This is a genomic window from Ketobacter sp., from assembly GCF_003671495.1.
Taxonomy (GTDB): Bacteria; Pseudomonadota; Gammaproteobacteria; order Pseudomonadales; family Ketobacteraceae; genus Ketobacter.
The window spans coordinates 114,167-137,873 of the sequence record NZ_RCHN01000007.1; the positions used below are offsets into that span (position 1 = coordinate 114,167).

The 23,707-nt window shown below is 58.1% G+C and carries 16 protein-coding genes and 1 riboswitch; all 16 genes read right to left on the reverse strand.

Annotation, left to right across the window (positions count from 1 at the left end; all coding sequences use genetic code 11):
• Nucleotides 1-10 precede the first annotated feature (10 nt).
• A complete protein-coding gene (gene atzF / locus D9N14_RS03150) occupies nt 11-1,861 on the reverse strand; it encodes an allophanate hydrolase (protein ID WP_290576806.1) in 1,851 nt (616 codons plus the stop codon).
• Nucleotides 1,862-1,899: 38 nt separating this feature from the next.
• Nucleotides 1,900-5,526: an urea carboxylase gene (gene uca, locus D9N14_RS03155; RefSeq protein WP_290576808.1), complete on the reverse strand. Its 3,627-nt coding sequence runs from the start codon at nt 5,524-5,526 to the stop codon at nt 1,900-1,902.
• Nucleotides 5,527-5,608: 82 nt separating this feature from the next.
• Complete coding sequence (locus D9N14_RS03160; protein WP_290576810.1) at nt 5,609-6,247, reverse strand: urea amidolyase associated protein UAAP2; 639 nt, start codon at nt 6,245-6,247, stop codon at nt 5,609-5,611.
• Nucleotides 6,248-6,259: 12 nt separating this feature from the next.
• Nucleotides 6,260-6,976, reverse strand: a complete 717-nt coding sequence (locus D9N14_RS03165; RefSeq protein WP_290576812.1) for an urea amidolyase associated protein UAAP1 — start codon at nt 6,974-6,976, stop codon at nt 6,260-6,262.
• Nucleotides 6,973-7,782, reverse strand: coding sequence for an ABC transporter ATP-binding protein (locus D9N14_RS03170; protein WP_290576826.1), 810 nt, complete (start codon nt 7,780-7,782; stop codon nt 6,973-6,975). Before D9N14_RS03170 ends, D9N14_RS03165 begins: the two co-directional genes overlap by 4 nt.
• Nucleotides 7,783-7,784: 2 nt before the next feature.
• Complete coding sequence (locus tag D9N14_RS03175) at nt 7,785-8,612, reverse strand: ABC transporter permease (RefSeq protein WP_290576828.1); 828 nt, start codon at nt 8,610-8,612, stop codon at nt 7,785-7,787.
• A gap of 105 nt (nt 8,613-8,717) precedes the next feature.
• On the reverse strand, nt 8,718-9,773 hold the full coding sequence (locus tag D9N14_RS03180; protein WP_290576830.1) for a putative urea ABC transporter substrate-binding protein: 1,056 nt from the start codon (nt 9,771-9,773) through the stop codon (nt 8,718-8,720).
• A 64-nt stretch (nt 9,774-9,837) separates the two neighbouring features.
• Nucleotides 9,838-9,992: riboswitch (guanidine-I (ykkC/yxkD leader) on the reverse strand.
• Nucleotides 9,993-10,272: 280 nt separating this feature from the next.
• Nucleotides 10,273-10,644: a hypothetical protein gene (locus tag D9N14_RS03185; protein WP_290576832.1), complete on the reverse strand. Its 372-nt coding sequence runs from the start codon at nt 10,642-10,644 to the stop codon at nt 10,273-10,275.
• A gap of 43 nt (nt 10,645-10,687) precedes the next feature.
• Nucleotides 10,688-13,651 carry a DUF3857 domain-containing transglutaminase family protein gene (locus D9N14_RS03190; RefSeq protein ID WP_290576834.1) on the reverse strand — a complete coding sequence of 988 codons (2,964 nt, stop codon included), beginning with the start codon at nt 13,649-13,651 and terminating at the stop codon, nt 10,688-10,690.
• Nucleotides 13,652-13,773: 122 nt separating this feature from the next.
• Complete coding sequence (locus D9N14_RS03195) at nt 13,774-14,550, reverse strand: hypothetical protein (RefSeq protein WP_290576836.1); 777 nt, start codon at nt 14,548-14,550, stop codon at nt 13,774-13,776.
• A gap of 67 nt (nt 14,551-14,617) precedes the next feature.
• Nucleotides 14,618-15,436 carry a hypothetical protein gene (locus tag D9N14_RS03200; RefSeq protein WP_290576838.1) on the reverse strand — a complete coding sequence of 273 codons (819 nt, stop codon included), beginning with the start codon at nt 15,434-15,436 and terminating at the stop codon, nt 14,618-14,620.
• Between the two features lie 9 nt (nt 15,437-15,445).
• The gene (locus D9N14_RS03205; RefSeq protein WP_290576840.1) at nt 15,446-16,774 is read right to left on the reverse strand and encodes a DsbA family protein; all 1,329 of its coding nucleotides are present in this window, start codon (nt 16,772-16,774) and stop codon (nt 15,446-15,448) included.
• 55 nt (nt 16,775-16,829) lie between these two features.
• Nucleotides 16,830-18,161, reverse strand: a complete 1,332-nt coding sequence (gene argA, locus D9N14_RS03210; protein WP_290576842.1) for an amino-acid N-acetyltransferase — start codon at nt 18,159-18,161, stop codon at nt 16,830-16,832.
• Nucleotides 18,162-18,222: 61 nt separating this feature from the next.
• Nucleotides 18,223-21,336: a bifunctional proline dehydrogenase/L-glutamate gamma-semialdehyde dehydrogenase PutA gene (gene putA / locus D9N14_RS03215; RefSeq protein WP_290576845.1), complete on the reverse strand. Its 3,114-nt coding sequence runs from the start codon at nt 21,334-21,336 to the stop codon at nt 18,223-18,225.
• A gap of 156 nt (nt 21,337-21,492) precedes the next feature.
• Nucleotides 21,493-22,278 carry a ComEA family DNA-binding protein gene (locus tag D9N14_RS03220; RefSeq protein WP_290576847.1) on the reverse strand — a complete coding sequence of 262 codons (786 nt, stop codon included), beginning with the start codon at nt 22,276-22,278 and terminating at the stop codon, nt 21,493-21,495.
• A 276-nt stretch (nt 22,279-22,554) separates the two neighbouring features.
• Nucleotides 22,555-23,568 (reverse strand): AraC family transcriptional regulator, encoded by a 1,014-nt coding sequence (locus tag D9N14_RS03225; RefSeq protein WP_290576849.1) that lies wholly within the window; start codon nt 23,566-23,568, stop codon nt 22,555-22,557.
• Nucleotides 23,569-23,707: the final 139 nt, after the last annotated feature.

Sequence of the window (23,707 nt, forward strand, 5' to 3'; positions counted from 1 at the left end):
ATTTGGCTTGTCATTTGGGGACGGCCTGTTGCAGGTAGGCCCGCCAACCCTGTAATGCGGTGATGTCCTCTGCGCCTGCCAGGCCATAGGGTTCACAGATGAAACCGCTTTCCCAGCGCCCGTCCTGCAATTGCACTTTGCCGATGCCCAGGGGGGCGGGGATTTCGGCCACAAAGCTGCCGAAGTGTTGCATGGGGACCTGCCACACCTCCACCGGGATGGCGACACCGCCGCTGTCCACCCGCACCATGCCGGGACGATAGGGCGGTCCACCGGCCAGGGCATAGAGTTTATAGCAGGGGGCCGAGTGGGTGGCTTCCAGCAGGGTTGCACCCCGCTCGGTGAGCTGCCAGTTCAAGGGCAGGCCATCCAGGTGGGCACCGCACACCACTACGTTGATGGTGGCGGGCGCCGGTTTGAGGGAGCGGGCCGGGCGCAAGGGGATGGCTGTGGCCCCCAAAGGGAGTGCCGTGGACTGCTGCAGTGCTGCCGCCAGGGACAACAGGCGCTTGTCCTGCAGGGCCGAGTGAAAGAGGGTGATGCCGAAGCCGACGCCGTTGCCATAAAAGCCCGAGGGTACTGCCACCGCGCTGCAATCCAGCAGGTTCATGAAATTGGTGTAATAGCCCAGGTTGCTGTTCAGCTGAATGGGGTTGTCCAGCACCTCTTGCACGGTATAGATGGTGCCGTTGGTGGGGATCACCACCGCGTCCACTTTGGCCAGTTCCTGGCGGGCCTGTTGGCCGTACGCCTGCAGTTGGTACTGGGCGCGGAACGCATCCAGTGCGCTGGGTTTGCTGCCGCCGCCGATGATGGTCTGGATGACCGGCAACATGGATTCCGGCGAGCGCTCGATCAATGGCTGGGTGGCCAGGTAGCGTTCTGCCACCCAGGGGCCTTCGTAAAGCAGGCGGGCGGCGCTGGCAAAGGGCTCGAAATCCAGCTCCACCAGAGTGGCGCCGATGGCTTCCAACTGCTTCAGGCCGGCGGCAAACAGCGCCTGTGCTTCTGCGTTGCCGAAAAAATTCAACTGGGAGGCCGCCGGTACGCCGATGGTTGGGCCAGAGGTTTCGGCGGAGAAATAGCGCTTGCCGTTTTCGTAAGGGTTGGGTCGGGAAAAGGGATCCTCCCCATCAAATTGCGCGGCCACATCGAACACCGTATTGGCGTCCTCCACCGTCAGTGCAAACACGGTGATGCAATCCAGGCTGCGACAGGCGGGTACCAGGCCGCGGGTACTGAACAGGCCTTTGCTGGGCTTCAGCCCCACGATGTTATTGAGTGAGGCGGGTACCCGGCCGGAACCGGCGGTGTCTGTGCCCAGGGAAAAACTCACCAGGCCGCGGGCCACGGTGACGCCGGAACCGGAACTGGAACCGCCGGAGAGGTAGTCCGGATTCAAAGCATTGTGGCAGGGCCCCCAGGGCGCGGGGGAGCGTACACCCACCAGTCCGGTGGCGAACTGGTCCAGGTTGGTTTTGCCCAGGGGAATGGCGCCGGCCTGCAACAGCAATTGCACTACAAAGGCATTTTCCTGCGGTGTGTAGGTGAAATCCGGGCAGGCGGCGGTGGTGGGGACGCCGGCCAGGTCGATGTTGTCCTTGATGGCAAAGGGAATGCCGTACAACGGCAAGTCGTCCACGGTTTTGCCTGCCAGATTCACCAGGTAAGATTCCAGTTCTGCTTCACTGAGCAGGTGAATCCACACCGGGTTGGTCTGGTTGTAGGCAGCGTTGGCGCTGCGCAATTGTTGCAGCAGCTGCGCCGGTGTGAAGTCCCCGTTGCGATAATGTTGCTGCAGTCCGCTGATGGTCAGGTCTATGGTCTTCAAGTCTATGGTCTTCAGGTCTATGGTCGTCATATCTCTGCTTGTAGGTTCCGGCATAACGGCGTTGACTCCTAATCCTGCTTTAAAATCAAAAGGGGTTGTCCGGCATTGACCTGCTGTCCTTGCTGCCGGTTGAGGGACACAATGGTGCCGCTCTCCGGCGCAACCACATCAATCTCCATTTTCATGGATTCCAATACGCAGACCACATCACCGGCGGCCACATGATCGCCGGCTTTGACGTTCCACTGCCAGAGGTTGCCGGCCACGTGACTGTCGATGGCGACGCAGCCTTCCTCCAGAGTATGTTCCTCTTCGGCAAGGTCGTGGCCGACACTGGCAGAATCGAAATGGAACTGGCCGCTGTCGATCCAATGCTGCAGTTCGGTTTCGAAGGCCGCATCCCGCTGCTGCACGAACTCATCGATGCTGCTTTGGTTGTCCGCCAGGAATTGCTGGTATTGCCTGAGGCTGAATTCCGTTTCCTCAATTTTCAACGGGTACTGACCGCGGGGAAACTGGTGACGGATGGTTTGCAGTTCTTCGGCGCTGACTTCGTAGAACTTGATCTGGTCAAAGAAGCGCAGGAGCCAGGGTTGCTCGAACTCCGGCGTTTTGCGATAGCGGTTCCACATCTGCAAAGTGCGGCCCACGAACTGATAGCCCCCGGGGCCTTCCATGCCGTACACACACAGATAAGAGCCGCCGATGCCGACGGAGTTTTCCGCGGTCCAGGTGCGGGCGGGATTGTATTTGGTGGTCACCAGGCGGTGGCGTGGGTCCAGTGGTGTGGCCACCGGCGCCCCCAGGTACACATCCCCCAGTCCCATCACTACATAGTGAGCATCAAACACAATGCGTTTGACCGCCTCGATGTCCTGCAGTCCATTGATGCGGCGAATGAACTCGATGTTGCTGGGGCACCAGGGTGCGTCCTTGCGCACGGACTGCATGTACTTCTCGATGGCCAGTCGGCAGGCTTCATCGTCCCAGCTCAAGGGGATGTGGACGATGCGGGAAGGTACCGTCAGATCGTCGTGGCGTTGCAATTCCTGTTCGGCGGTTTTCAGAATCTGCACCAGCTCCGGCAGCGGTAATTGCAGGCTGTCGTAGTGAATCTGCAGGGAGCGGATGCCCGGTGTGAGTTCCTGCAGCGCCGCCAGTTTCGGATTGCTCTGTTGGTGTTCCTGCAACCACAGCATCAGGGTGTGGGCCAGAAAGCGCAATTCGATATCCAGTTTCTGGGGGCCGTACTCCACCAGCAGGTATTTGTCACCGGCCGGTCGATACACCACTTGCACGCCGTTGTCGTCGGCACTCAGTTGGTCATAAACCGGATTCAACTCAGCCAGTGTTGCCACCGGTGGTTGAAACGGTTGTGCTGCCAGCGTTGCAATCTGCGCCTGTTGCGCCAGCTCCATACGATGGGCGGTGTCCTGGGTGACGGGAATAAATTGCAGTTTGTCCCCGGCTTTGAGCTGGCCCAATTTCCACAGGTCGGCGGTGACCACCGTGGCCGGGCACACAAAGCCTCCCAGAGAAGGTCCGTCCGGCCCCAGTATCACTGGCATGTCGCCGGTGAAATCCACGGTGCCGATGGCGTAGGCGTTGTCGTGGATGTTGGAGGGATGCATGCCGGCTTCGCCACCGCTGCTGCGGGCCCATTGGGGTTTGGGTCCGATCAGGCGCACACCGGTGCGGCTGGAGTTGTAGTGCACTTCCCAGGTGGCAGCAAAAAAAGTGGTGATGTCTTCTTCGGTGAAAAAGTCCGGTGCCCCATGCGGGCCATAGGTGACGTGCAACTGCCAGTGATTGCTGATGACGGGTTTGATGTCCGCGTCCAAGGTTTTGACGGCAACCGGGTGATCCGGCTGCAACAGATGCAGAACATCCCCACTGCGCAACGCCCGCCCGCTGAATCCGCCGAACTGACCCAGGGTGAAGGTGGCGCGGGAGCCCAGGTAAAGATTGCCGTCCAGCCCTCCGGCTATGAGCAAATGGGCGCGGGCACCGGCACCCTGTACCTTACCCATCTTCAATACCTGCCCGGCCTGTACCGCCTGCACCTGCCAGTTGGGCAGGGGTTGGTTGTCCAGGGTAGCATCCAGCGGCGCACCGGTAATCACAATTTGAGTGGCGCAATTGAATTGCAGCGTGGGCCCATTGACGGTAATTTCCAGGCCGGCGGCATCCTGCGGGTTACCCAGCATTTCATTCCCCAGACGGAAGGAATAGCCGTCAAACGGGCCGGAGGGGGGCACACCCACATCCCAGTAACCGGTTCGACCGGGATGATCCTGAATCGTGGTCAGGGTGCCGGGCATGATCACATCCAGGGTGCCTGGCTGATAGGCCAGGTCATTCAGGTAGCGGGTGTGGATGCGGCCCTGTTTGAAAACGTCGGTGTGCAGAATGGTTTGCACATAATCCATATTGGTCTCGATGCCCTGGATGGTACAACGTTGCAGTGCAGCGTCCAGATCGGCAATGGCCTGCTCCCGGGTGTCGGCCCAGGTAATGACTTTGGCCAGCATGGGATCAAAGAAGGGAGAGACTTCCAGCCCGGCACTGATCCAGTGGTCAATGCGCAGGTGCTTGCCGTCCGCTGCCGGCAATTCCACCGCCGACAGCAACCCCGCGCTGGGTTGGAATTGCTTGTGGGGATTTTCGGCATACACCCGGGCCTGCAATGCATGGCCTTTGGGATGCAAGTCAGCCCCCAGAGTGGGCAAAGGGGGCAGGTCACCTGCGGCCAGTTGCACCATCCATTGCACCAGGTCCACACCATACACCTGTTCTGTCACGCCGTGTTCCACCTGCAGGCGGGTGTTCACTTCCAGAAAATAGAATTTCGCTGCGGCCTGATCGTAAATGAATTCCACGGTGCCGGCATTGCGGTACTGCACCGAAGCCACCAGGCGTTTGGCCACCTCATGTAATGTGGTACGTATGTCGTCACTCAGATTGGGGGCCGGGGTTTCCTCCAGGACTTTCTGGTTGCGCCGTTGGGCGGAACAATCCCGCTCCCCCAACGCCAGGGCATTGCCGGCGCCGTCGCCGAACACCTGCACTTCGATATGGCGGGCGTGCTCAATGTACTTTTCCAGAAATACACCGTCGTTGCTGAAGTTGTTGGCACTCAAACGTTTGACGCTGTCGAAGGCTTTCTCCAGTTGAGAATCGTTGAAGCAGGTTTGCATGCCAATGCCGCCGCCACCGGCGGTACTCTTCAGCATCACCGGATAGCCGATGCGGTTGGCGGCCTGCAGGGCCTGGTCAAGCGAGGTCAACAGATCCGTACCCGGCAACAGGGGGACATCACTTTGCTGCGCCACTTCGCGGGCGGTGTGCTTGAGGCCGAACACCCGCATCTGGTCGGCGGTGGGGCCGATGAATGCGATGCCGTTGGCCTCGCAACGTTCCACAAATTCCGGGTTTTCGCTGAGAAAACCATAGCCCGGGTGCACTGCATCCACCCCTTCCCGGGCGATGATGTCAAACAGCTTATCCTGATTGAGGTAGGTTTCCCGCGCTGTGCCGGCACCCAAACTCACGGCAGTATCGGCCTGCAGCACATGCAGGGAATCGGCATCGGCCTCGGCATACACGGCTACGGAATGAATGCCCATCTGTTGCAGGGTGCGGATAACGCGGACCGCGATGGCACCACGATTAGCGATCAGTACTTTGTTCAACATATCGATTCACTTACGGGTCGTCCCGTTATCGGTTGCTGAAGCAGGTCGTCCTGTTCAGGGTGAATACGTCAGGGTGAATACGTCAGTTCCAGATCAGTACTTCGACGGGTGTGGGGTTGTACCCGTTACAAGGGTTGTTCAGTTGCGGGCAATTGGAAATCAGTACAATCACGTCCATGGCGGCGGTCATCTCCACATACTTGCCGGGAGCGGAAATGCCATCGGCAAAGGTCAGTCCGCCTGCTGCCGTCACCGGCACATTCATAAAGAAATTGATGTTGTGGGTGATGTCCCGTTTGGTCAGCCCCAGCTCTTCGTGTTCGGCGATGGCCAGCATCCAGCTGTCGCGACAGGCATGCATGCAGCGCTTCTCCAGATCATAGCGAACCGTGTTGCTCTCGGTGGCACAGGCGCCACCCAGGGTGTCGTGCCGGCCACAGGTATCCGCCACAATGGTGAGCATTTCATTGCCGAGATTGGACAACAGTTTTGTCCCGGCGGTGAGATAGACATTGCCCTGCTCGCGAATGGTATCCATGGCGCTGTAGCGCTCCGACACATCGTTCGCGTTGTAAAACAGGGTGTCTGCGGCCTGGTTGCCTTCCAGATCCAGAATGCGAAAGGTTTGTCCAGCCTCGACCACCTTGAGAAAATAATCCCCCGCTGGAACCACTTCACTGAAAATGGCCGCGGCGGCCTGTTTTTCACTTTCTACGATCATGATGCCGATCTCCTAGCGAAAAAAATGATAAAGGCGATTGTTTTCAAAACCGCGCCGGTTTTCCGGGCGGAAGTTCAGGCAGTAATCGTCGTCGGCCACTGCTGCTGAGGGCAGCAGTTCGCAATGCACTGGCTTGTAAGGATACTCGCTGGCCGGGTTCAACGGGTGTGGGCAGCTGTGCATGATCACCAGGGTATCCATTTCAAAGCGCAGGGTGATCTGGGCGCCGGCCTGGGCAGCAGCCGTATCCAGGCTCAGGTTGCCGCTGTCGTCCACCACGACTTTGCTGAACAGGTTGAGGTTGGACGCCAGATCCTTACCGTTCAAACCGTATTTGGCCAACTCCACCAGAAAGCTGTCGTAGCCATTCTGATGCCATTCATTGCGGGCTGCCTGGTAATCTTTTTCGCCCCATTTTTTTGCAGTCATCTCTTTGTTGGTGTTGCCGCAGACGGTGTCGTGCCAGCCGAAACTGTCTGCGGTGATGGAGCAGAAAATGCGACCCATATCGGAATACAAGCAGTTGCCACGGGTGAGTTTGAAGGTGTGCTGGCACTTCAGGGTGTCCGGCGCGTTGTATTTTTCCAGCAGGTCTTCCGGGTTATAGAACATCATCCCCAGGTTGGCGCCACCTTCCACATCGGTCAGGCGCAGGCTGGCGCCGCGGCGCACCCGCAGGGACCAGTGGGCGGCGGCTGGCAGGGTGTATTGATACAGGGGTTCCGTCATGATGAGACTCCACTCAGTTCTGGTTCGTCCTGGGCGGCGTTGTGCTGCTGCAGGGATTCACGGATTTTTTCGCTGGCTTTCTGGTCCACCGAGCCCACCGGCACGTCGTAGGTGATGCGGGCGCCGAACGCCCCAGGGTGGTGGGGATCAATGCGATCCTTGTCGAACACCCACAGTCGGGTGCCGAGATAAAAGCCTTCTTTCAGATCGTGGGTGATCATAAAAATAGTGAGCTTGTAGCGCCGCCACAGCTCCAGCACCAACTGGTGCATGTCGGCACGGATGCCGGGGTCCAAAGCACCGAAGGGTTCATCCAACAGCAGGATGCGGGGCTTCTTGATCAGGGCCTGGGCGATGGCCAGGCGTTGCTGCATACCGCCGGACAGTTCGTGGGGATACTTGTTGGCCGCAGCACTCAGTCCCACTGCCTCGATCATGGTGAGTGCTTCCTCGATGGCCTGCTTTCTGGCGCGGCCAAACAAGCGAGACAGGAACCGGCTCTTTTCGAATTCCCGCGCCAGCACCACGTTTTGCAGCACCGTCATATGGGGGAACACGGAATAACGCTGGAACACAATGCCTCGCTGGGCATCCGGTTCATAGCGCAAAGGTTCGTTAGCCACGGTGATCAGGCCCCGGCTGGGTGCCTCTGTGCCCAGCAGCATTTTCAGGAACGTGGTTTTGCCGCAACCGGAGGCGCCAACGATGGTGATGAACTCGCCTTCTTCCACCGTGCTGTTGATGCGTTCCAGCACCACCTGATCGCCGTATTCCTTCCACACGTTTTTGATGTTGATGTAACTCATGATCAGGCTCTCTCCGGTGTCTGGTCGTGGAACCAGGGGTATAACCACTGGGAGAGTTGGCGCAGTGCGTAATCCACCGCAAAGGCCAGCAGGGTGATCCACAGTACATAGGGCAGGATCACATCCATGGAAAGGTAGCGCCGCACCAGAAATATCCGGTACCCCAGACCGTCGGTGGAGGCAATGGCCTCGGCGGCAATCAGGAACAGCCAGGCGGCCCCCAGGGACAGGCGGACACTGGCGATCAGGCGCGGCATCACCTGGGGCAGTACCACCCGCACGATGATCTGCCAGGTGTTGGCCCCCAGGGTCTGGGCTTTGATGATCTGCTCGCCGGGGATTTCCAGCACCCGCTGCTGCATGTCGCGGATCAGAAACGGTGTGATGCCGATGGCAATCAACACGATTTTGGACGCTTCACCCAGGCCGAACACAATGAACAGGATGGGTAAGATGGCCATGGGTGGCACCAGGGAAATGGCGGTGATCAACGGTGACAGGTTGGCGCGCACAAAAGGAATGGTGCCATTCAGCACACCCAAGACCAGGGCGATCAGGGCGCTCACCCCGACGCCGACGGCCAGCCGCTCCAGGCTGCTGATGGTGTCCTGCCAGAAGACATATTCTCCGCTGCGCTTGCTGGGCTCAAAGGCCAGCCGGTTCATGGCTTCCGCGATGCTGCTGAAGGCGGGTAACAGTTTGTCGTTGGGGTTTTCCGCCAGTCGGGCATTGGACGCGCCGATGTACAGAATCACCAAAATAAAAAACGGAATGATGCCCAACAGCCAGCGAAACGGCCGGGTGGGATGTTGATTGATAAGCTTCTTCATGTGGAACCCCAGCGTACGGTCAGTGGTGCGTTGGTGGTTGAGCCTGCGGTGTTGACGGTAAAGGCGGGGTGCCGGAAGGCACCCCTTTAGCGATACCCGATGGCGTTACAGCTTGCCGTCTGCAGCCATTTTCAGGTAAGTCGGATCAAAGCGCAGCTTGATGTTGCCCTTGTCACCATAAACACCGGCGGGGGTTTCGATGCCGATGAAGCCGGCGTCGGCGGCGCCTTCGCCCAGCAGACCGTGATCAAAGGAAAATTCCGCCACGTACTTCATGGTGGTTTTCAACTGGTCGCTGGTGGTAAATGCAACGGCATCGGCAGGCGTGTAAAACATTTTGGTGGAGGCCAGTTGGGCCTCGTAACCGGCCAGGTCGGTGCCGGAGGCTTTGCCCATGAATTCACGGGCGGCCTTGCCCGCGTCGCTGTCGGCACTCATGGTGGCCATGATTTCGTACCAGGCGCCCACCAGGGCCTTGCCGAACTTGGGATTGGCTTTCAGGGTGTCCGTGTTCACCACCATCAGATCGATGATTTCGCCGGGAATCTGGGAGGAGTCGAATACCTTGGTGCTGTTGGGCATGCCCACGATTTCGCTGAGCAGCGGGTTCCAGGTCACCACGGCGGTGACATCGTCGGTGGTGTACGCGGCCACCATGTCTGCGTCGGAGGTGTTCACCACTTTCACGTCTTTTTCTGCCATGCCCACGGATTCCAGACCCCGCGCCAACAGATAATGGGATACACTCAGCTCCACCAGGTTAACGGTCTGGCCTTTGATGTCCTTCAGGCTTTTTTTGCCTTTCAACACCACGCCGTCGTTACCGTTGGAGAAATCACCCACCACCAGGGCGGTGGAATCCACACCGCCTGCAGCGGGAATGGTGAGGGCGTCCATGTTGGTCATGGTGCAGCCGTCGTACTGGCCGGCGGTGTACTGGTTGATGGATTCCACGTAGTCGTTGATTTGCACGACTTCAATGTCGATGCCGTATTTGTCAGCCCATTTTTTTACAATGCCTTTTTGGGCACCGTAATCCCAGGGCATCCAGCCGACGTAGATGGACCAACAAACTTTGAATGAATCTTTGGCGTTGGCGAGGGGAGCAAAGCTCAGCAGAGCAGCGAAAATGCAGAGTGCAGCGGTGACACGGTGGATCATGGTTAACCTCCTGAGGGTTACACGTTTTTATCACAGAGGAGTCAATGGCTTCTTGGCCATGCTTGCCTCCCGGGCTTTTGTCCCGCCGTGTAACCTCGTGCGGCTATTGCGGATTGAAGTTTGTCAATCGCATAGTGCCTGAGGTCGACAGCTCTCGGACCAGTCACCAGTTCATAAGCAATGCCATGAAATCTGATCGGAACCCTAGCTGTCCATTGATATAGCGCCAGATTGTAGTCAGAGCCAACAGCAAGATCAAGATGCCATTGATTCCTCTGAAATGGTCAATAGTGGAATAGCAAGGCCTGTGCCACTGCTGGAAAAGCCAAGATCTGCTCTGCAAGCGCTTGATTTGAAGAGGATTCGATAAAACAGCTGCGCCCCGCTGGTGCGCCTGATAGCGGGGTGCGTGCTATTGGTGCGGAACGGTTGGTGCCGAACGCTGGGTACAGGTCTGCTGTCCGCTGGTTTGAGCGTTATAGGTTACTCGATGGTTGCCCTAGGCGCCGATTTCCTTCTTGCTGGTGGAGCGGATGGCAAACACCAGGATGGCGCTCACCGGGTTGAAGAACGGAATGATGTTAATGATGCCAATGATTAAGAGCTGGGTGAGGTTGCGGTTGACGATGGCGTAGTGCAGCCAATAACAATACCCAATGGCGAACACGGCCACGCCGACAAAATACAGTATCGGCAGATTCTCTGCCGCACCGCTGGCGCCTTGCACAATCAAAAACACAGCCACCAGGCCGGTCAGAACCCAGTTCAATCCCAGGTAAATTTTTCTCCAGATACCCAGGCTTGAAAACGTCATTTCAAGCGCGGTGTCGTGAATCAGCGTGGAATCCGGTTGCTCGTAAACATTTGCCATGGTGTCTCTCCTGTTATGAAAATCGGGACATTGAACAATGTCTTCATGAATCGGTAGGGCTGGCCGGCAGCTTCGCACGCAAGGCTTTGATGAAGCGGTCGTCGCCGGACTCTTCCGTGGACAGGTACAGCAGAAAATCACTGCCATCTTTGCGCTGCACGCTGATGACCGTATTATCGGTGCCGCTGCCCCGGGTCACATCAATGGTGTCGATGTCATCAAAACTGGCGGTTTCACTCTGGATCGTTCCATCCTGCTCGCGCCAGTAGGAAAACACATGTCGCTGGGTGATGCCGTTGCCGTCTTCCATAACCGAGAGGAAGCCGTCGCTGTAGAAATACTGGATCTCATCGCCGGGTTTGACCACGCCGACCCGCTGCATGCGTTTAATGTCCGATTGCCACAGTCGGTCTCCGGAAATAACCGCAGCATTGGGAATGAAGCCCAGATCCGAACTCTGAATCAGGAGCAGCAACGGCACCGACAACAGTGCCAATAAGTAATTGTGCACCCGCCACCGGGAAGCATGGTGCAGGGCGTCCGGATTTTCACGGTTGATGAACTGGATGTAATTGGCCAGCGGCATGCAAATGAAGGCCGATAACAACAGGCCGGCCATCCACCAGCGGCTTTCATTCATCAGGATCACGGCCCCCAGAAACGCCAGCGCCAGCACAATGGCGATGGCCTGGTTGGGCAGGTGCGATTCAGCATGGCGTGCTGCGTTGTCTTTTTTCAGGTACTGCCACAGGTTGTAGTACCAGAAACTGTAGAAGAAGGCCCGTGGCAGCGGCATGATGGAACTCTGTTGTTGCTGACGGATGTAGTGAAAGTTGCGGTAGAACCAGTACATGGGATATAGGCCGAAGGTGATAACCCACATGCCAATGAATTTGCCCGGCTGCACCGGGTAAAAATAGGCCTCGCCCTGGAAGGGGTGACGGCGTTGTTCCAAACGCCACAGCAGGAACACCACAACATAGGCCCCCAGATAGCCGAAGATGATGGTGCTCTGATCCAATGTCTGCCACCAGGCCAGCCCGCTGCTATCGGTAGACTCGGTTGCGGCAGGGGTGGCGGAGTAATTCTGGAAGATGCCGTATCCCAGGTAATCCTGCACCCGTTGCAGTGCCTCCCGGTATTCCCGATAGTCGGCTGCTGCGACAAAATCGGTGTTGCTTTGATAGTGGTAGTGCAGTTTCAGTTGCCTGGCCTTAGGGTCAAAACCGGCCTTGTAGCGGAAGGTGAAAAAGCGGTTGTCTTCCCGGAACGAATCGGCATCAAAGTTCCAGTCGTCAGCACCGAACTCCACCAGAATGGTCTGATCCACCCGATGCGGGTGGGTGAGATAGAGCGGGTCCTGGCGGGAAGGTTCGTCCGGAACTTCCAGGTACGAGCTGAGACCGTTGGGATAGAAGTCTGCGGTGAAGCGCTGGGCTGCTGCGTCATCGTGCCAGAACGAAGGTATCTCGTAGTATTCGCTGACCTGCAGTTGATTGTGCTGCTCATCGTCTTCAACTTCCAGGGCTTGTGTGCTGCGGATTTCCGGATAGTAGTACTGAAAAAACTCCACATACTGCTTTTGCAACTTGGCCTGGCCATCACCGGCGATGCGGTTGCGCTGGCGTTCGGCATTCCAGCCCAGATACAGTGAGCTTGAGGTGAACTGCACCGGCTTGCGGGTGTCCGGATGCAGGCGAAAGTGATCTTCGATGTTGATGCCGTGACGACGATTGTCCGGGTCCATGTCCTGCAATGTGGCGGTTTCCGTGCCGAGCACCAGTGCCTTGCCGAAATCCGGCTGATGGATGGAATCGATGGCTCCGTACTGATAGGTGCGGGTGGGGTCCAGCCACCAGCGCTGGTGATTGTGTTCCACGTAGGTGATGACGTGGTCAAAGGCCTGTGTCGACGGCAGTTGCTCCGCCAGTTTATCCCCCAGATCGGTGTTCACCAGGGCCGGATAGGCGCTGATGTCCAGTTTTCTCAGCAGGGTGATGAAGAGTACGGTTTTATCTTTGCAGTCACCGTAGCGGCGTTGCAGAGTTTCCCAGGCCGGCGATGGGCGGTGGGAGTTTTCCCCCAGTTCAATGCCCAGGTAGCGAATGTCGTCCTGCACGAAACGCAGGGCCTTGCTGATGCGTTGGATAGCGGAATCCGAGGTGTTGCGGATATCGTCGGCAATTGCATCCAGCTCGGCGTTGCTCTGCCAGGCGTCGTGGTACAGGCTGTTGCCCCACTGCACCACCGCCTGCCAACTGTCCAGTTCGCTGAAGCTGACACGGCCCCAGGGGGAATACCAGTCGGGGGCGTTATCCTGCAGCGGAACCAGGGCGATGTTGCGATCCTGAATCCGGTATTCGATGCCGGCGGCCGTGCGGGTCTGCTCTACTTTCAGGTTTGAGCGGGTTACCTGGTGCTGCAGGGGGTTGGGCTTTTCCCACAGCACCCGCAGTTGCAGCGCCCCCACCGGCACCGACCAGTTCAGGCTGTGCTGAAAAGCAAACAGGTTCTGGTACACCGGGTTGGAGCCGATGCGGCTGAAGCTGTATTCAATGGTGTCCCCCACCCGCACATCGTCCAGAATAATGTTGAGCGTATGCTGGCCGTTATAAATCAGGCTCTCCATCTCCTCTTCCCGCTGCAGCACCTTCATGGTTGCGCTGGTGACTTTGTCGATGACCTGGCCGGCACGGTGGATGCGGAGCGTATGCAGTTGGATGCTCTGGTAACTGGGATCGTAGTTGATGCTGATCTGTGAGTTCTCGGTGACCCCGTTCTGATTGACGATGTGCTCTGCGTAATGCTGGTAGGTTTGCGTGGGCTGGTCCGGGGTAACCCGTGCCTGCACATCCAGGATCAGATAGTAGATGCCGTTTTGTATGTCAGAAGCCGGGTAGTCGAATTGCTTTGGCACTTCGAGTGGGGTTGCCCAGGCGGGTTCATTGTTGATGAGAATGTCGCTGGCCGGGCAGTGACTGGCGGGCAGCAACAGGCTCAATGCCAATGCCCATATTCCGAAAAATGCAGATAGCCTTTGGGTAATCATGTTGTCCACTGTGGTCTAAGTCATGCGCTGAACTCGGTACTGATGAAAAGTGTAGTTCAGGCAGGTCGGTGCGGTGAGGGTTATGGCAAAGCCCGGTAACTGTTCACCCGCTTCAACCAACCGTTTAACCACCGCTCGCGCTCCATTGAATTGTGAGCCAGTTTTGCCCGTTGGGTCAGTACAGACGCCGCCGCATCGGCAAAACTGTGATGAATGTCTCGGTTTGGGGCCATAAGCAGCAGAACCTGCAGTAGGCCCCAACCCCGGTTCTGGTAGCGTTCTTGCGGATTCAGGCCTTCGCCCTTGAAATTCACGTAATCCACCAGCGCATACCACCCCAACTCAGATCGGCACATAGCCTGCAATTGATGGCTGACCTGGCCGCGCGCAGCCTCCGGTACCTGATCCAGTATGGCGGGTAATGCCCGCTGTAACCGCTGTAACATGAAACCGCTTTGCGCGGCCGTGTGTTGGGCCAGGAACTGGCGCAACTCTACTGCGGGGTGCTGGTCCCGCTGTTGCAGAAAGGTTTCTCGGTCAGCCCAAGGCGCGGTAAAGGGCGAACGAGTGGCCAGCCAGGTGGGCAGGGCAATATTCTGTTGTTGCAGGTAGGCGATCAGTGCAGGAAAGCTCTCGGTAAACCGACCCTGTACGCCCTGGGGATACCAGATGAAATGCCCGATACCCAGGGATGGGAAGGCTTCACCCTGATTCCACTCCACCAGGCAACGAGGGTCGCGATTGCATTCGTTGCGATAGATCCAGTCACCAATGCGGGCCAGCTGGTCGGGGGTGGGCGCGGTGTTGCAGGCCGCAATCGATACGGTGGCCTGACTGAATGCGGTGCTTGGCGTCAACAGAAACCACACCAGTAAGCTCGCCGTCAGCTGTAAAGTTGCCCGGGCACGGGTCAGCGGTCGCAACTTATTGGCTGGCCTTGGCGTTGTTGGCTTTCATGACGGCGGGAATTCGCTCCGCAGTGGTTTGCACGGTGTAATCCAGTGATGCGCGCAGGGCGGTAAACAGTTTCTTGCCGGACGGGCTGTCGGCAAATTGCAGGAACTCATGGATGGTGTCATCACTGACTGTCTCCAGGGCCACTGTCTGCTGCAGCAGCAGTTGCTCGGAAATCTTGTCTGCCATCAGGTTGCGGGTGGCGGCAAAACTGTCGTGTACCTGTTTGAAGCTCTGGGTTTGATTGGGGGCAATCATGGTGCCCAGCCCGGTCATGAAGGCCGCCTGCACGTTCACCATCATGTCCAGCGCGATGTCGTTGGCCTGGGTGGAGGCGGACATATGTTGCAGCAGCGCCAGCCGTTGCGGTGACGCCTGGCTCTGCTGGGTGGCCAACACTTCCCCCATTTTCTGAATGGTCTGCGGTTGGGTGGCGTGCTTGTGGGCACCGATCAGGGCACGGGCGTTATCGCTGCGATACCATTGCATGGCGTCCAGCAGGGTGGGTACATCCAGACGGCGGGTCAGGTCTTTGGCCAGGGTGTCGAGCATTTCATCGGGGTTGAACACCGTGGCCATGGTTTTCATCAGGGGACTGACAAACGCGCTGGTGGGGGCACCACCGGCACTGGCGGTTTTGCTCAGTACCGCCGGAATCTGCTGGATATGTTTATCCAGGCCGGTGGCGGATATCAGTTGCTGGACTTGCCCCAGGTCCGGGGTGCTGGGTTGGCCCCAGGCAGTGACATTGACACCCAGCAGGGCCATCAACAGCAGCAGGTAACGCATAGTGAATTCCTAATTTCCGTTTTTGGTTCCGGCCAACACTTCTTTCTCCAGTGCCCACAGACGATCCTGGCCCCAGAGCAGCAAGCTGCCGTATTTGAACGCCGGCACACCCCACAGGCCCAGCTTGCCCAGCTCATCCCGGTTGCGCTCAGCGCCACGGCGCCAGCTGTCGGTGCCCAGGTAGGCTTCCGCTTCACTCCAGTCCAGTTCCGCCCGCTCCACCATTTTCCTGAGGTGGGATTTGCGGGAGACGTCCAGCCCTTCGGACCAGATGCCGCTCAACACCGACACCACGTATTCCTTGTCCAGCCCCTTTTGCTGGGCGAATTCAAAGAGTGCCATGGCATGCTGGATACCGTCACCGAGCGGATCACAGATTTTGCCAAAGGGCAGGTTGTACTTTTCTGCCTCCCGTTTGGCGTCCCGCAGGATGTAATTGCGTTTGGATTTGGGCAGCGCAATGCCGCGGTTCACCATGGGCATTACCGGCTTTGGAATCACCGGAATCTTGTAGAGATCCGCCAGCTTGAAGACCCGATCTGCTGCCAGGTAGGAATACGGGCTGCGGAAGGAGAAATAGAAGTCCAGGGTTTTGACCTGTTTGGGGCGGGGGCGCAGGGTGTTGTAGCTCTGCAGCACATGACGGTACTGGCGTTGGTAGTCTGCCAGGTCACCGGTGGCCCGGCGCATGCCCGGTTTGTTCAGGCGATCCGCCAGATGGGCCAGGCGGTCCAGCCCCCAATACCACTCACCACCGTAATAGAGCATGGCGGAGTTGTAATGGCCACGGGCCATCAGTTCGGCGCTGGACTGGATCAGCAGTGGGCGGACTTCCGCCTCTTTCAGGCTGCCGTAGCGTTTGGCGGCACTTTGAAAGGTGGTGGTGCTGCAGCCCCACAGGGCACCGGTCACCTCGGTCACCAGGTGCAGTAACTTGGGCCGGTTCTGGTGTTTGAGCAGGATGGCGGTGGCCTTGAGGGCGTCGTCATAGCTGGGGGTTTTGGCGTCGGCCGGGAACACCAGTTCATGCAGCTTGGCCAGCCGCTTGGCATCCTGCAGTGCATATTGAGCCTGCAGATCCGGATGGGGGTTGGCGTCTTCAGGTAAATCCAGTACAAAACGAATCTGCAGTTGGACTTTGAAGTCCTCCAGAAAGCGGGGCATGGCTTGCAGCAGCAGAAGCGAATAGGGGTCGTTCACCCGATGGTAGAAAATGACCGTGTTCAAAGACGGCAGCAGGCGTCGCTTTACTTCGAACCAGCCCCGGCGGAGGTTCCGGGTCTTGGGGCTGGTAGCCATCTTGGCGAAGAATGGCATGAGCATTCGGGTTAAAGTCATAATCTTCTGCTGTGATCCCTCAGGGCCGCTGCATGTGGCACTGTGCGTGGCAACGTTAAGGCTCCGTTGTCAGTCGTTTCACGAATACCTTTGAATTTCGTTGGTAATTGTACAGGGATTGCTTGTGTTGTGGCAGCTCGGAAATGGCTGCACTGCGGAACCCCCGTTCCATAAACCAGTGGGCCGTGCGGGTGGTGAGCACGAACAGTGAGGTTAGACCGAGCATGGCGGCCCGTTGTTCAATGGCTTTCAACAATGCATCGCCGCGACTGCCCTGACGGTACTCCGGGTGCACCACAACACAGGCCAGTTCGCCGCAATGTTCTTCCATAAAGGGGTAGAGTGCGGCGCAGGCGATGATTTTGTCATCCCGTTCAATCAGTGTGAAATGCTGAATTTCGTTTTCCAGCAGTTCGCGGGAACGTCGCACCAGCACGCCCTGCTGTTCCAGGGGCTCGATCAATTCCAGCAGGCTGGCAACGTCGTCCACGCTGGCCAGGCGCACTTTTTCATAGATTTGCTGAGTGATGAGGGTGCCGGTGCCATCCAGGGTGAACAGCTCCTGCAGCAGGGCGCCATCGCGATGGTAACTGATGATGTGGGCGCGGTTGATGCCTTTGGTGACCGCATCGCGGGCGCTGATCAGCGTATAATGGGGAGAGATCTGTTCGCTGATGAGTGTGTTGGCCTCCGGCACCGTCAGCTCCCGCACCAACTGATTCTGGTCATTCAAAATGCCTTCTTCACCGCTGAAATACACAATCTTGTCCGCCTTCAGTGCGGTGGCGGCGGCCTCGGCCACTTCTTCCCACAACAGGTTGAAGGATTCCCCGGTGGGGGAGTAGCCCAAGGGGGAAAGCAACACCAAATGGCCGAGGTCCAGGTGTTGGTGAATGGCGCTCTGGCGGATTTTGCGCACTTCGCCGCTGTGTTGGTAGTCGATGCCGTTGTGCACGCCGAAGGGCTTGGCGATCACGTAATTGCCGCTGGAGACCACGCTGTTGGCGGGATTCAAATGCGCTGCGGCCATGCACTGTACCAGCTGGCTTTGCACCTGGATGGCGGTGCGGCCGATGGCCTCGGTGACGGCCTGCAGACTGGCCTGGTCGGTCACCCGGCGGTGGTAGGCAATCTGGATGGGGAGTTGGCTTTCTTCCAGACGCTGATCAATCTGGGGGCGGGCACCGTGCACCAGCACCACCCGGATGCCAAGGCTGTGCAGCAACACCACATCCTGGATCAACTGTGGGAAACGGGGTGCCGCCACAGCCTCCCCCGGAAACGCCACCACAAAGGTCTTGCCCCGGTGGGCATTGATGTAGGGAATGCTGTTGCGAAACCCGTTTACGTAGGCGCTGGGTGCCTCTCCCATCCCGTCAGATTGCATGGTTCTGTTGCTAAGCCTCCGAATATTCAGGGGTTATCTTATCCTTGCCACGCCCCTGATCTCAATCGTCAGTCAGTAATTTTGTATTTCCGCCCACCGCGGCGGTATTCACTGAGATGGTTTTCTCGTTGGCCAGGCGCAACAGGTAGTGGGGCCCGCCGGCCTTGGGACCGGTGCCCGACAGATCCTGGCCGCCGAAGGGCTGCGAGCCCACGGTGGCACCGATCATGTTGCGATTGATGTAGATGTTGCCCACCTGGGCCCGCCTGGCCACGGTTTCGCAGAACTGATTGATGCGGCTGTGAACCCCGAGGGTGAGGCCAAAGCCGGTGCGGTTGATCTGGCGGATGATGTCATCCACCTTATCGGCGGAATAGGCAATCACATGCAGCACCGGCCCGAACACTTCCTCATGCAATTCGTTCAGGTCTTCCAGTTCGATGATGGTGGGCGGTACGAAATGCCCCTTCAACTCCGGCAGCGGGCCCTGGTAAAGCACCCGTTCCTGCAGGCGAAAACGTTCGATGTGCAGCATCAGCTCCGACTGTGAGTGGCTGTCGATGACCGGGCCGATGTCCGTTTCCCAATCCAGCGGGTCCCCCAGCGTGATGGTCTTCAGATAGCCGATCAGGGTGTCCAGGGTTTTCTCTTTCACGTCCTCTTGCACGAACAGTACCCGCAGCGCCGAGCAACGTTGACCGGCGCTGTCAAAGGCTGACTGTACGATATCCCGCACCACCTGCTCGGTGAGGGCAGAGCTGTCCACAATCATGGCGTTCTGGCCGCCGGTTTCGGCAATCAGGGGAATGATGGGGCCGTCGCGCTCGGCAATTTTGCGGTTGATCTGTTTGGCAGCCGCAGTGGAGCCGGTGAACATCACCGCCCGTAGCGAGGATTCTTTGAGGATGGTGTCCTCCACCAGCTTGCCGGAAGCCAACAGAGTCTGCACCACTTCTTTGGGGAAGCCGGCCTGGTGAAACAGTTCGATGGCGCGGCTGGCGATCAGCGGTGTGAGGGTGCTGGGTTTGGCGATCACGGTGTTGCCCGCCGCCAGTGCCGCGGACACTTGGCCGGTGAAAATGGCCAGGGGGAAATTCCAGGGGCTGATGCACAGCACCGGGCCTTTGCCTTCCAGCACCAGCGTGTTCTCCTCGCCGGTGACACTGGGCAATTGGGTGGGCTCGAACAGGCGCCGGGCCTGGTTGGCGTAGTAGCGCAGAAAATCCACCGCCTCCCGCACCTCTGCCAGGGCGTTGCTCAGGGTTTTGCCGGCCTCACGCATGGTGAGCAGGATCAGCTCGTCATAGTGTTCCTCATACAGGCGGGCAGTGGCTTCCAGCAGGCTGGCCCGCTCTTCCACGGCTTCAAAGCGCCAGCTTTTCCAGGCGTTGCGGCAGCGGTCGAAGGTCTGGTGACAATCCTGGCGTCCGGCTTTGGTAAAATGGCCGACGACCTCTTCCGGATCGGTGGGGGAGTGAATGGCCACCGTCTGCGGGTTGTCCGTGGGCAGGGCGGTTTGCTGCTTTAACCGCTCCTGCATGGATTTGGCCAGGCCCTGCAGGGTTTTCATGCTCTCCAGGTTCAGGCCCCGGGAGTTTTTCCGTTCCGGTTGAAACACCCGCCGTGGCAGGGGAATTTTCGGGTTGCGCAGGCGATCCATATTGCGGATGTTGGCGCTGGGCTCTTCGATCAGCCAGCCGCCGTCACTCTGCGCCAGTTGCACCTGGCGCACGAACGAGGTATTGGCGCCATTTTCCAGCAGGCGGCGCACCAGGTACGGTAACAGTTCCTGATAGCGTCCTACGGGCGCGTATATGCGGCAATGGGCCTCGTCGTAGCTGCTGAGCAGGTGGTCGTAAAGGGATTCGCCCATGCCGTGCAGGCGCTGGAACTCAAAATGGCGTACCTGATTCTGCTCCGCCAGGGTGAGGATGCTGGCCACCGTGTGCGCGTTGTGGGTGGCGAATTGCGGATACAGAAAATGCCGCCCCGCCAGCAGCATCTGGGCGCAGTACAGAAAGCTCAGGTCGGTGTGGTCTTTCTGGGTATAAACCGGATATTCCTCCAGCCCCAGTTGCTGGGCCTGTTTGATCTCGGTATCCCAATAAGCCCCTTTCACCAACCGCACCGGAATCTGGCAATGGAGGGTTTTGCTCACATCCATCAGCCATTGCAATTGGGCCGGAGCCCGTTTTTGATAGGCCTGCACTGCCAGCCCCAGCTTGCCCCAATGGCGCAGCCGGTTGTGGCCGATGGCACGGGCAAACTGCATCAGGGTGGATTCCAGGCGCCAGGATTCCTCGGCATCGATGGTGACGGCGATGTCTTTTTCCTGCGCCAATAACAACAGGTCCAGCAGGCGGTTGTGCAGCTGGTCCAGGTTACGGCTCTGGCGCAATTCGAAGCGGGGATGCAGGGCCGACAGCTTGATGGAGATACCGCCATGATCCTTGCGCGCTTCCAGCCGCTCGCTCTGATAGCTGATGGCGTGCTCGTAGGCGTCCATGTAGCGTTCCACGTCCGCCATGGTCATGGCGGCTTCCCCCAGCATGTCGTAGGAGTGGTAGTAGCCTTTTTCCGCTTCGCCTTCGGCGTGCTGCAGGGCGTCTTCAATGGTTTCGCCGGCAACAAACTGTTGCCCGATCACCATCATGGCCTGGCGAATGGCGCTCAGGGCCAGCGGTTCCCCCATGCGGCGGATCAGGCCCTTGAAACTGTCTGACAGCCAGTTGCCGGGCAGGTGATCCTTGGTGAACAGTTTGCCGGTGATGAGCAGGCCCCAGGTGGAGGCGTTGACCCAGCGGGCATCACTGTGGCCCAGGTGCTCGGCCCAGTTGCCCTGTTGCAGGCGATCCTGCAGGAAGCGCTCGGCGGTTTCCTGGTCCGGAATGCGCAATAACGCCTCCGCCAGGCACATCAGGGTCACCCCCTCTTTGTTATCGAGGCCGTATTCCTTGAGCAGGGTTTCCACCCGGATTCCGGGCTTGGTGTTGCGGATTGCCAACAGGAACTCGCTGGCCTGGGCACGAATGCGATCCCGGGCGGCGGTGTCCAGGGTGTAGCCCATGAGCAATTCCTGCACAGCATCTTCCTCACTGCGCAGATAATGGGTCAGCAAATTGTCGGGGAGTGGAAACTCCAATCCCATGGATGAGGGGGCTCTACAGCGTGCCACGTGCGTTCCTGAATTCCAAAGCAATGTTCTATAAGACATTTTGGCACAGGATGCGGCCAGGTGTGAGGCTTTTTAATGGAATGCCCCCGAGGCAACCCTGTGTCGGGGGCCGGGGGCTAAGGGGTCAGGCCAAAGGGGTCAAACCAGGTAACGCCGTTACAGCGTAATGACTTCTTCGATTTTGGCCAGGAGCTTGGCGCCCATGCCTTTCACTTTCAAAACCTCATCCAGGGTTTTGAAGGGGCGGGCTTCCACCAGACGGGCGGCCAGCTTGGTGGACACACCTTTGATGGCAGCAATTTCTTTCTGGCTGGCGGTATTCAGGCACAGGGTGCCGTCCTGTGCTTTTGGCGCCGCCTTAGGCTCAGCTTTTTTTGCAGCCGTTTTTGCGGTTTGGTCAAGCTCCGCTTTGGCTGCGGCTTTTTCTGCAGGCTTAGCTGGCTTCTTCGCCGCTGCTTTCGCACCAGTTTGCTCAGTTTTTTCCGTCTCATTGAAGCTGACACTAATCACGTTGTCGGAAGGCTTTTTCACCACGGTGGGCACCCAGCTGGCGCTGTAGGGCACGGCGAAGTTCACGCAGTCGCGGGTTTCATAGGCAGCGCCATTCCACTCGCGCAACATCAATGCCAGATGCCAGTTGCCCGCCGGGGGCTCCCTGAACATCAGATCATATTGGCAGTTGGGAATAAAGTGCTGACCCTGGATTTCGCCGATGGTGGTGCCGGCCAGGGCAACGCCCTCAAAATGCTCGCCCTGGTAAGGTTGTTTCAACGCCCACAGTTCGATGGCCAGGGTGCCACTCAGGTTGGTGTTGTCCCGTTGGTTGGCGATGCTGTCGATGTTGATGCTGACGCGGTCGTTTTGAATGTTGAATCCACAGCGACCATTAAGTTGCAGGTTGGAGCGGGGGGATAGCGCAAAATTTGGTTGAGTATTGTTCATTCTTATCCGTTTCCTTGGTGTTGAGGCGCGCGCATTGTAGATAATTTACCAACGGTTTTGTGAACTATTTTCACGCTTTCAGAAACCTGTTTTGTTTGACCTTTTTTGGTGCGAGATTGCAACGAAATCGCACCTTAGAGAAGACGATATTATGCAGCCGGTTGGTACCTTCAGGCTGGGAGGATAACTTGGGATTATGGGCGCCGGCTATGACGTTTTCATGATCATCGGTGGCACACCGTCATGCGTCCTGCCGCCGATATTCAGTGCCGCTGTTCAGTGGCTGTTGCGTTTGCGAAACTCTCCTGGCGTTTCGCCGGTCCAGCGCTTGAACGCTTTGGTGAACGGGCTCTGCTCCGAGAATCCCAACAGGAATGCCACATCCACCAGCGACATATCGGGGTCCAGCAAATAGTGCCGAGCCAGCTCCGCACGGGTGGCATCCAGCAGTTCGCGAAAACGGGTGCCGGATTGTTCCAATTGATATTGCAGCGTGCGGGCAGGGATCATCATGGCGGCGGCGACGTTTTCCAGCGTGCAGCGGCCACTGGAAAGTTGTTCCACAATCAGCCGTTTGATATGGCTGTGCAGCTCGCCTGGCTGCTTCAGATTGGCCGCCTGCTGCATCAATTGCGAAACCAGGATGTGATGGCTTTCCGGATCGTGATAGGTAATGGGAATCTGCAGATATTCTTTGGGAAACAGTAATTGGGTGGTGGACTGTGCGAAGCGGACGTTGCCGCCAAACAGCTCCCGGAAAGGGCGGGTATCCGCGGGAGCATCAAAACTGAAATCCACGTCCGCCACCAGATCCCGGCGCCCGGTATGGCGACGGGCAAACACCACCCAGCTGGCCACGGACACCTGCATCAACGCAGGATGCAAATCCTCCATGCGTGGAATCCACTGTAATCCCACGCGATCCTCCAGCAACACCATGCGGGTATCGTTGGCTTCGTCGATGACGGTTTCGTAGCGCACCAGCATGCTGGCCACCTCCGCCAGGTTTTTGCAGGTCATGGCCGCATAGGAGAATACGCCCCAGTGCTTGGGGTTGATTTCCCTGGCCAGTTTCAGGGGCAGGAATTCATCGCCGGAACAGGCGATGGCTTTCGCCATCATTTCACTCCACAAAGGGACGGGGATGCGTTCGTTCAGCGAGTGATCCTGCAGGCGCTGTTCGAGTTCTGAGGCCAGTGTTGCGCTGGTGGCATTGGGGTGATTGTCCAGGTAATCCAGCAGAGCACGGACGTAACCGAGACGGACACTGCCAGTGGTCGCAAATTCCATTTGGGTTCCTTTGTTCTTTTTGCTTGTTTTTTGTTATTCGTTTTTATTTTTGCGGCTTTTTTATAGGGGTATCACTGGTGGCCGGATTTAACCGGAAGCGGCCGCATTGATCTTCCCATCATACGCCCAACCGGGGCTT

What these genes read in the sequence shown, in the direction of transcription:
- atzF (WP_290576806.1), bottom strand. Translation starts at nt 1,861, where the DNA reads ATGACGACCATAGACCTGAAGACCATAGACTTGAAGACCATAGACCTG.
- uca (WP_290576808.1), bottom strand. Translation starts at nt 5,526, where the DNA reads ATGTTGAACAAAGTACTGATCGCTAATCGTGGTGCCATCGCGGTCCGC.
- D9N14_RS03160 (WP_290576810.1), bottom strand. Translation starts at nt 6,247, where the DNA reads ATGATCGTAGAAAGTGAAAAACAGGCCGCCGCGGCCATTTTCAGTGAA.
- D9N14_RS03165 (WP_290576812.1), bottom strand. Translation starts at nt 6,976, where the DNA reads ATGACGGAACCCCTGTATCAATACACCCTGCCAGCCGCCGCCCACTGG.
- D9N14_RS03170 (WP_290576826.1), bottom strand. Translation starts at nt 7,782, where the DNA reads ATGAGTTACATCAACATCAAAAACGTGTGGAAGGAATACGGCGATCAG.
- D9N14_RS03175 (WP_290576828.1), bottom strand. Translation starts at nt 8,612, where the DNA reads ATGAAGAAGCTTATCAATCAACATCCCACCCGGCCGTTTCGCTGGCTG.
- D9N14_RS03180 (WP_290576830.1), bottom strand. Translation starts at nt 9,773, where the DNA reads ATGATCCACCGTGTCACCGCTGCACTCTGCATTTTCGCTGCTCTGCTG.
- D9N14_RS03185 (WP_290576832.1), bottom strand. Translation starts at nt 10,644, where the DNA reads ATGGCAAATGTTTACGAGCAACCGGATTCCACGCTGATTCACGACACC.
- D9N14_RS03200 (WP_290576838.1), bottom strand. Translation starts at nt 15,436, where the DNA reads ATGCGTTACCTGCTGCTGTTGATGGCCCTGCTGGGTGTCAATGTCACT.
- D9N14_RS03205 (WP_290576840.1), bottom strand. Translation starts at nt 16,774, where the DNA reads ATGACTTTAACCCGAATGCTCATGCCATTCTTCGCCAAGATGGCTACC.
- argA (WP_290576842.1), bottom strand. Translation starts at nt 18,161, where the DNA reads ATGCAATCTGACGGGATGGGAGAGGCACCCAGCGCCTACGTAAACGGG.
- D9N14_RS03220 (WP_290576847.1), bottom strand. Translation starts at nt 22,278, where the DNA reads ATGAACAATACTCAACCAAATTTTGCGCTATCCCCCCGCTCCAACCTG.
- D9N14_RS03225 (WP_290576849.1), bottom strand. Translation starts at nt 23,568, where the DNA reads ATGGAATTTGCGACCACTGGCAGTGTCCGTCTCGGTTACGTCCGTGCT.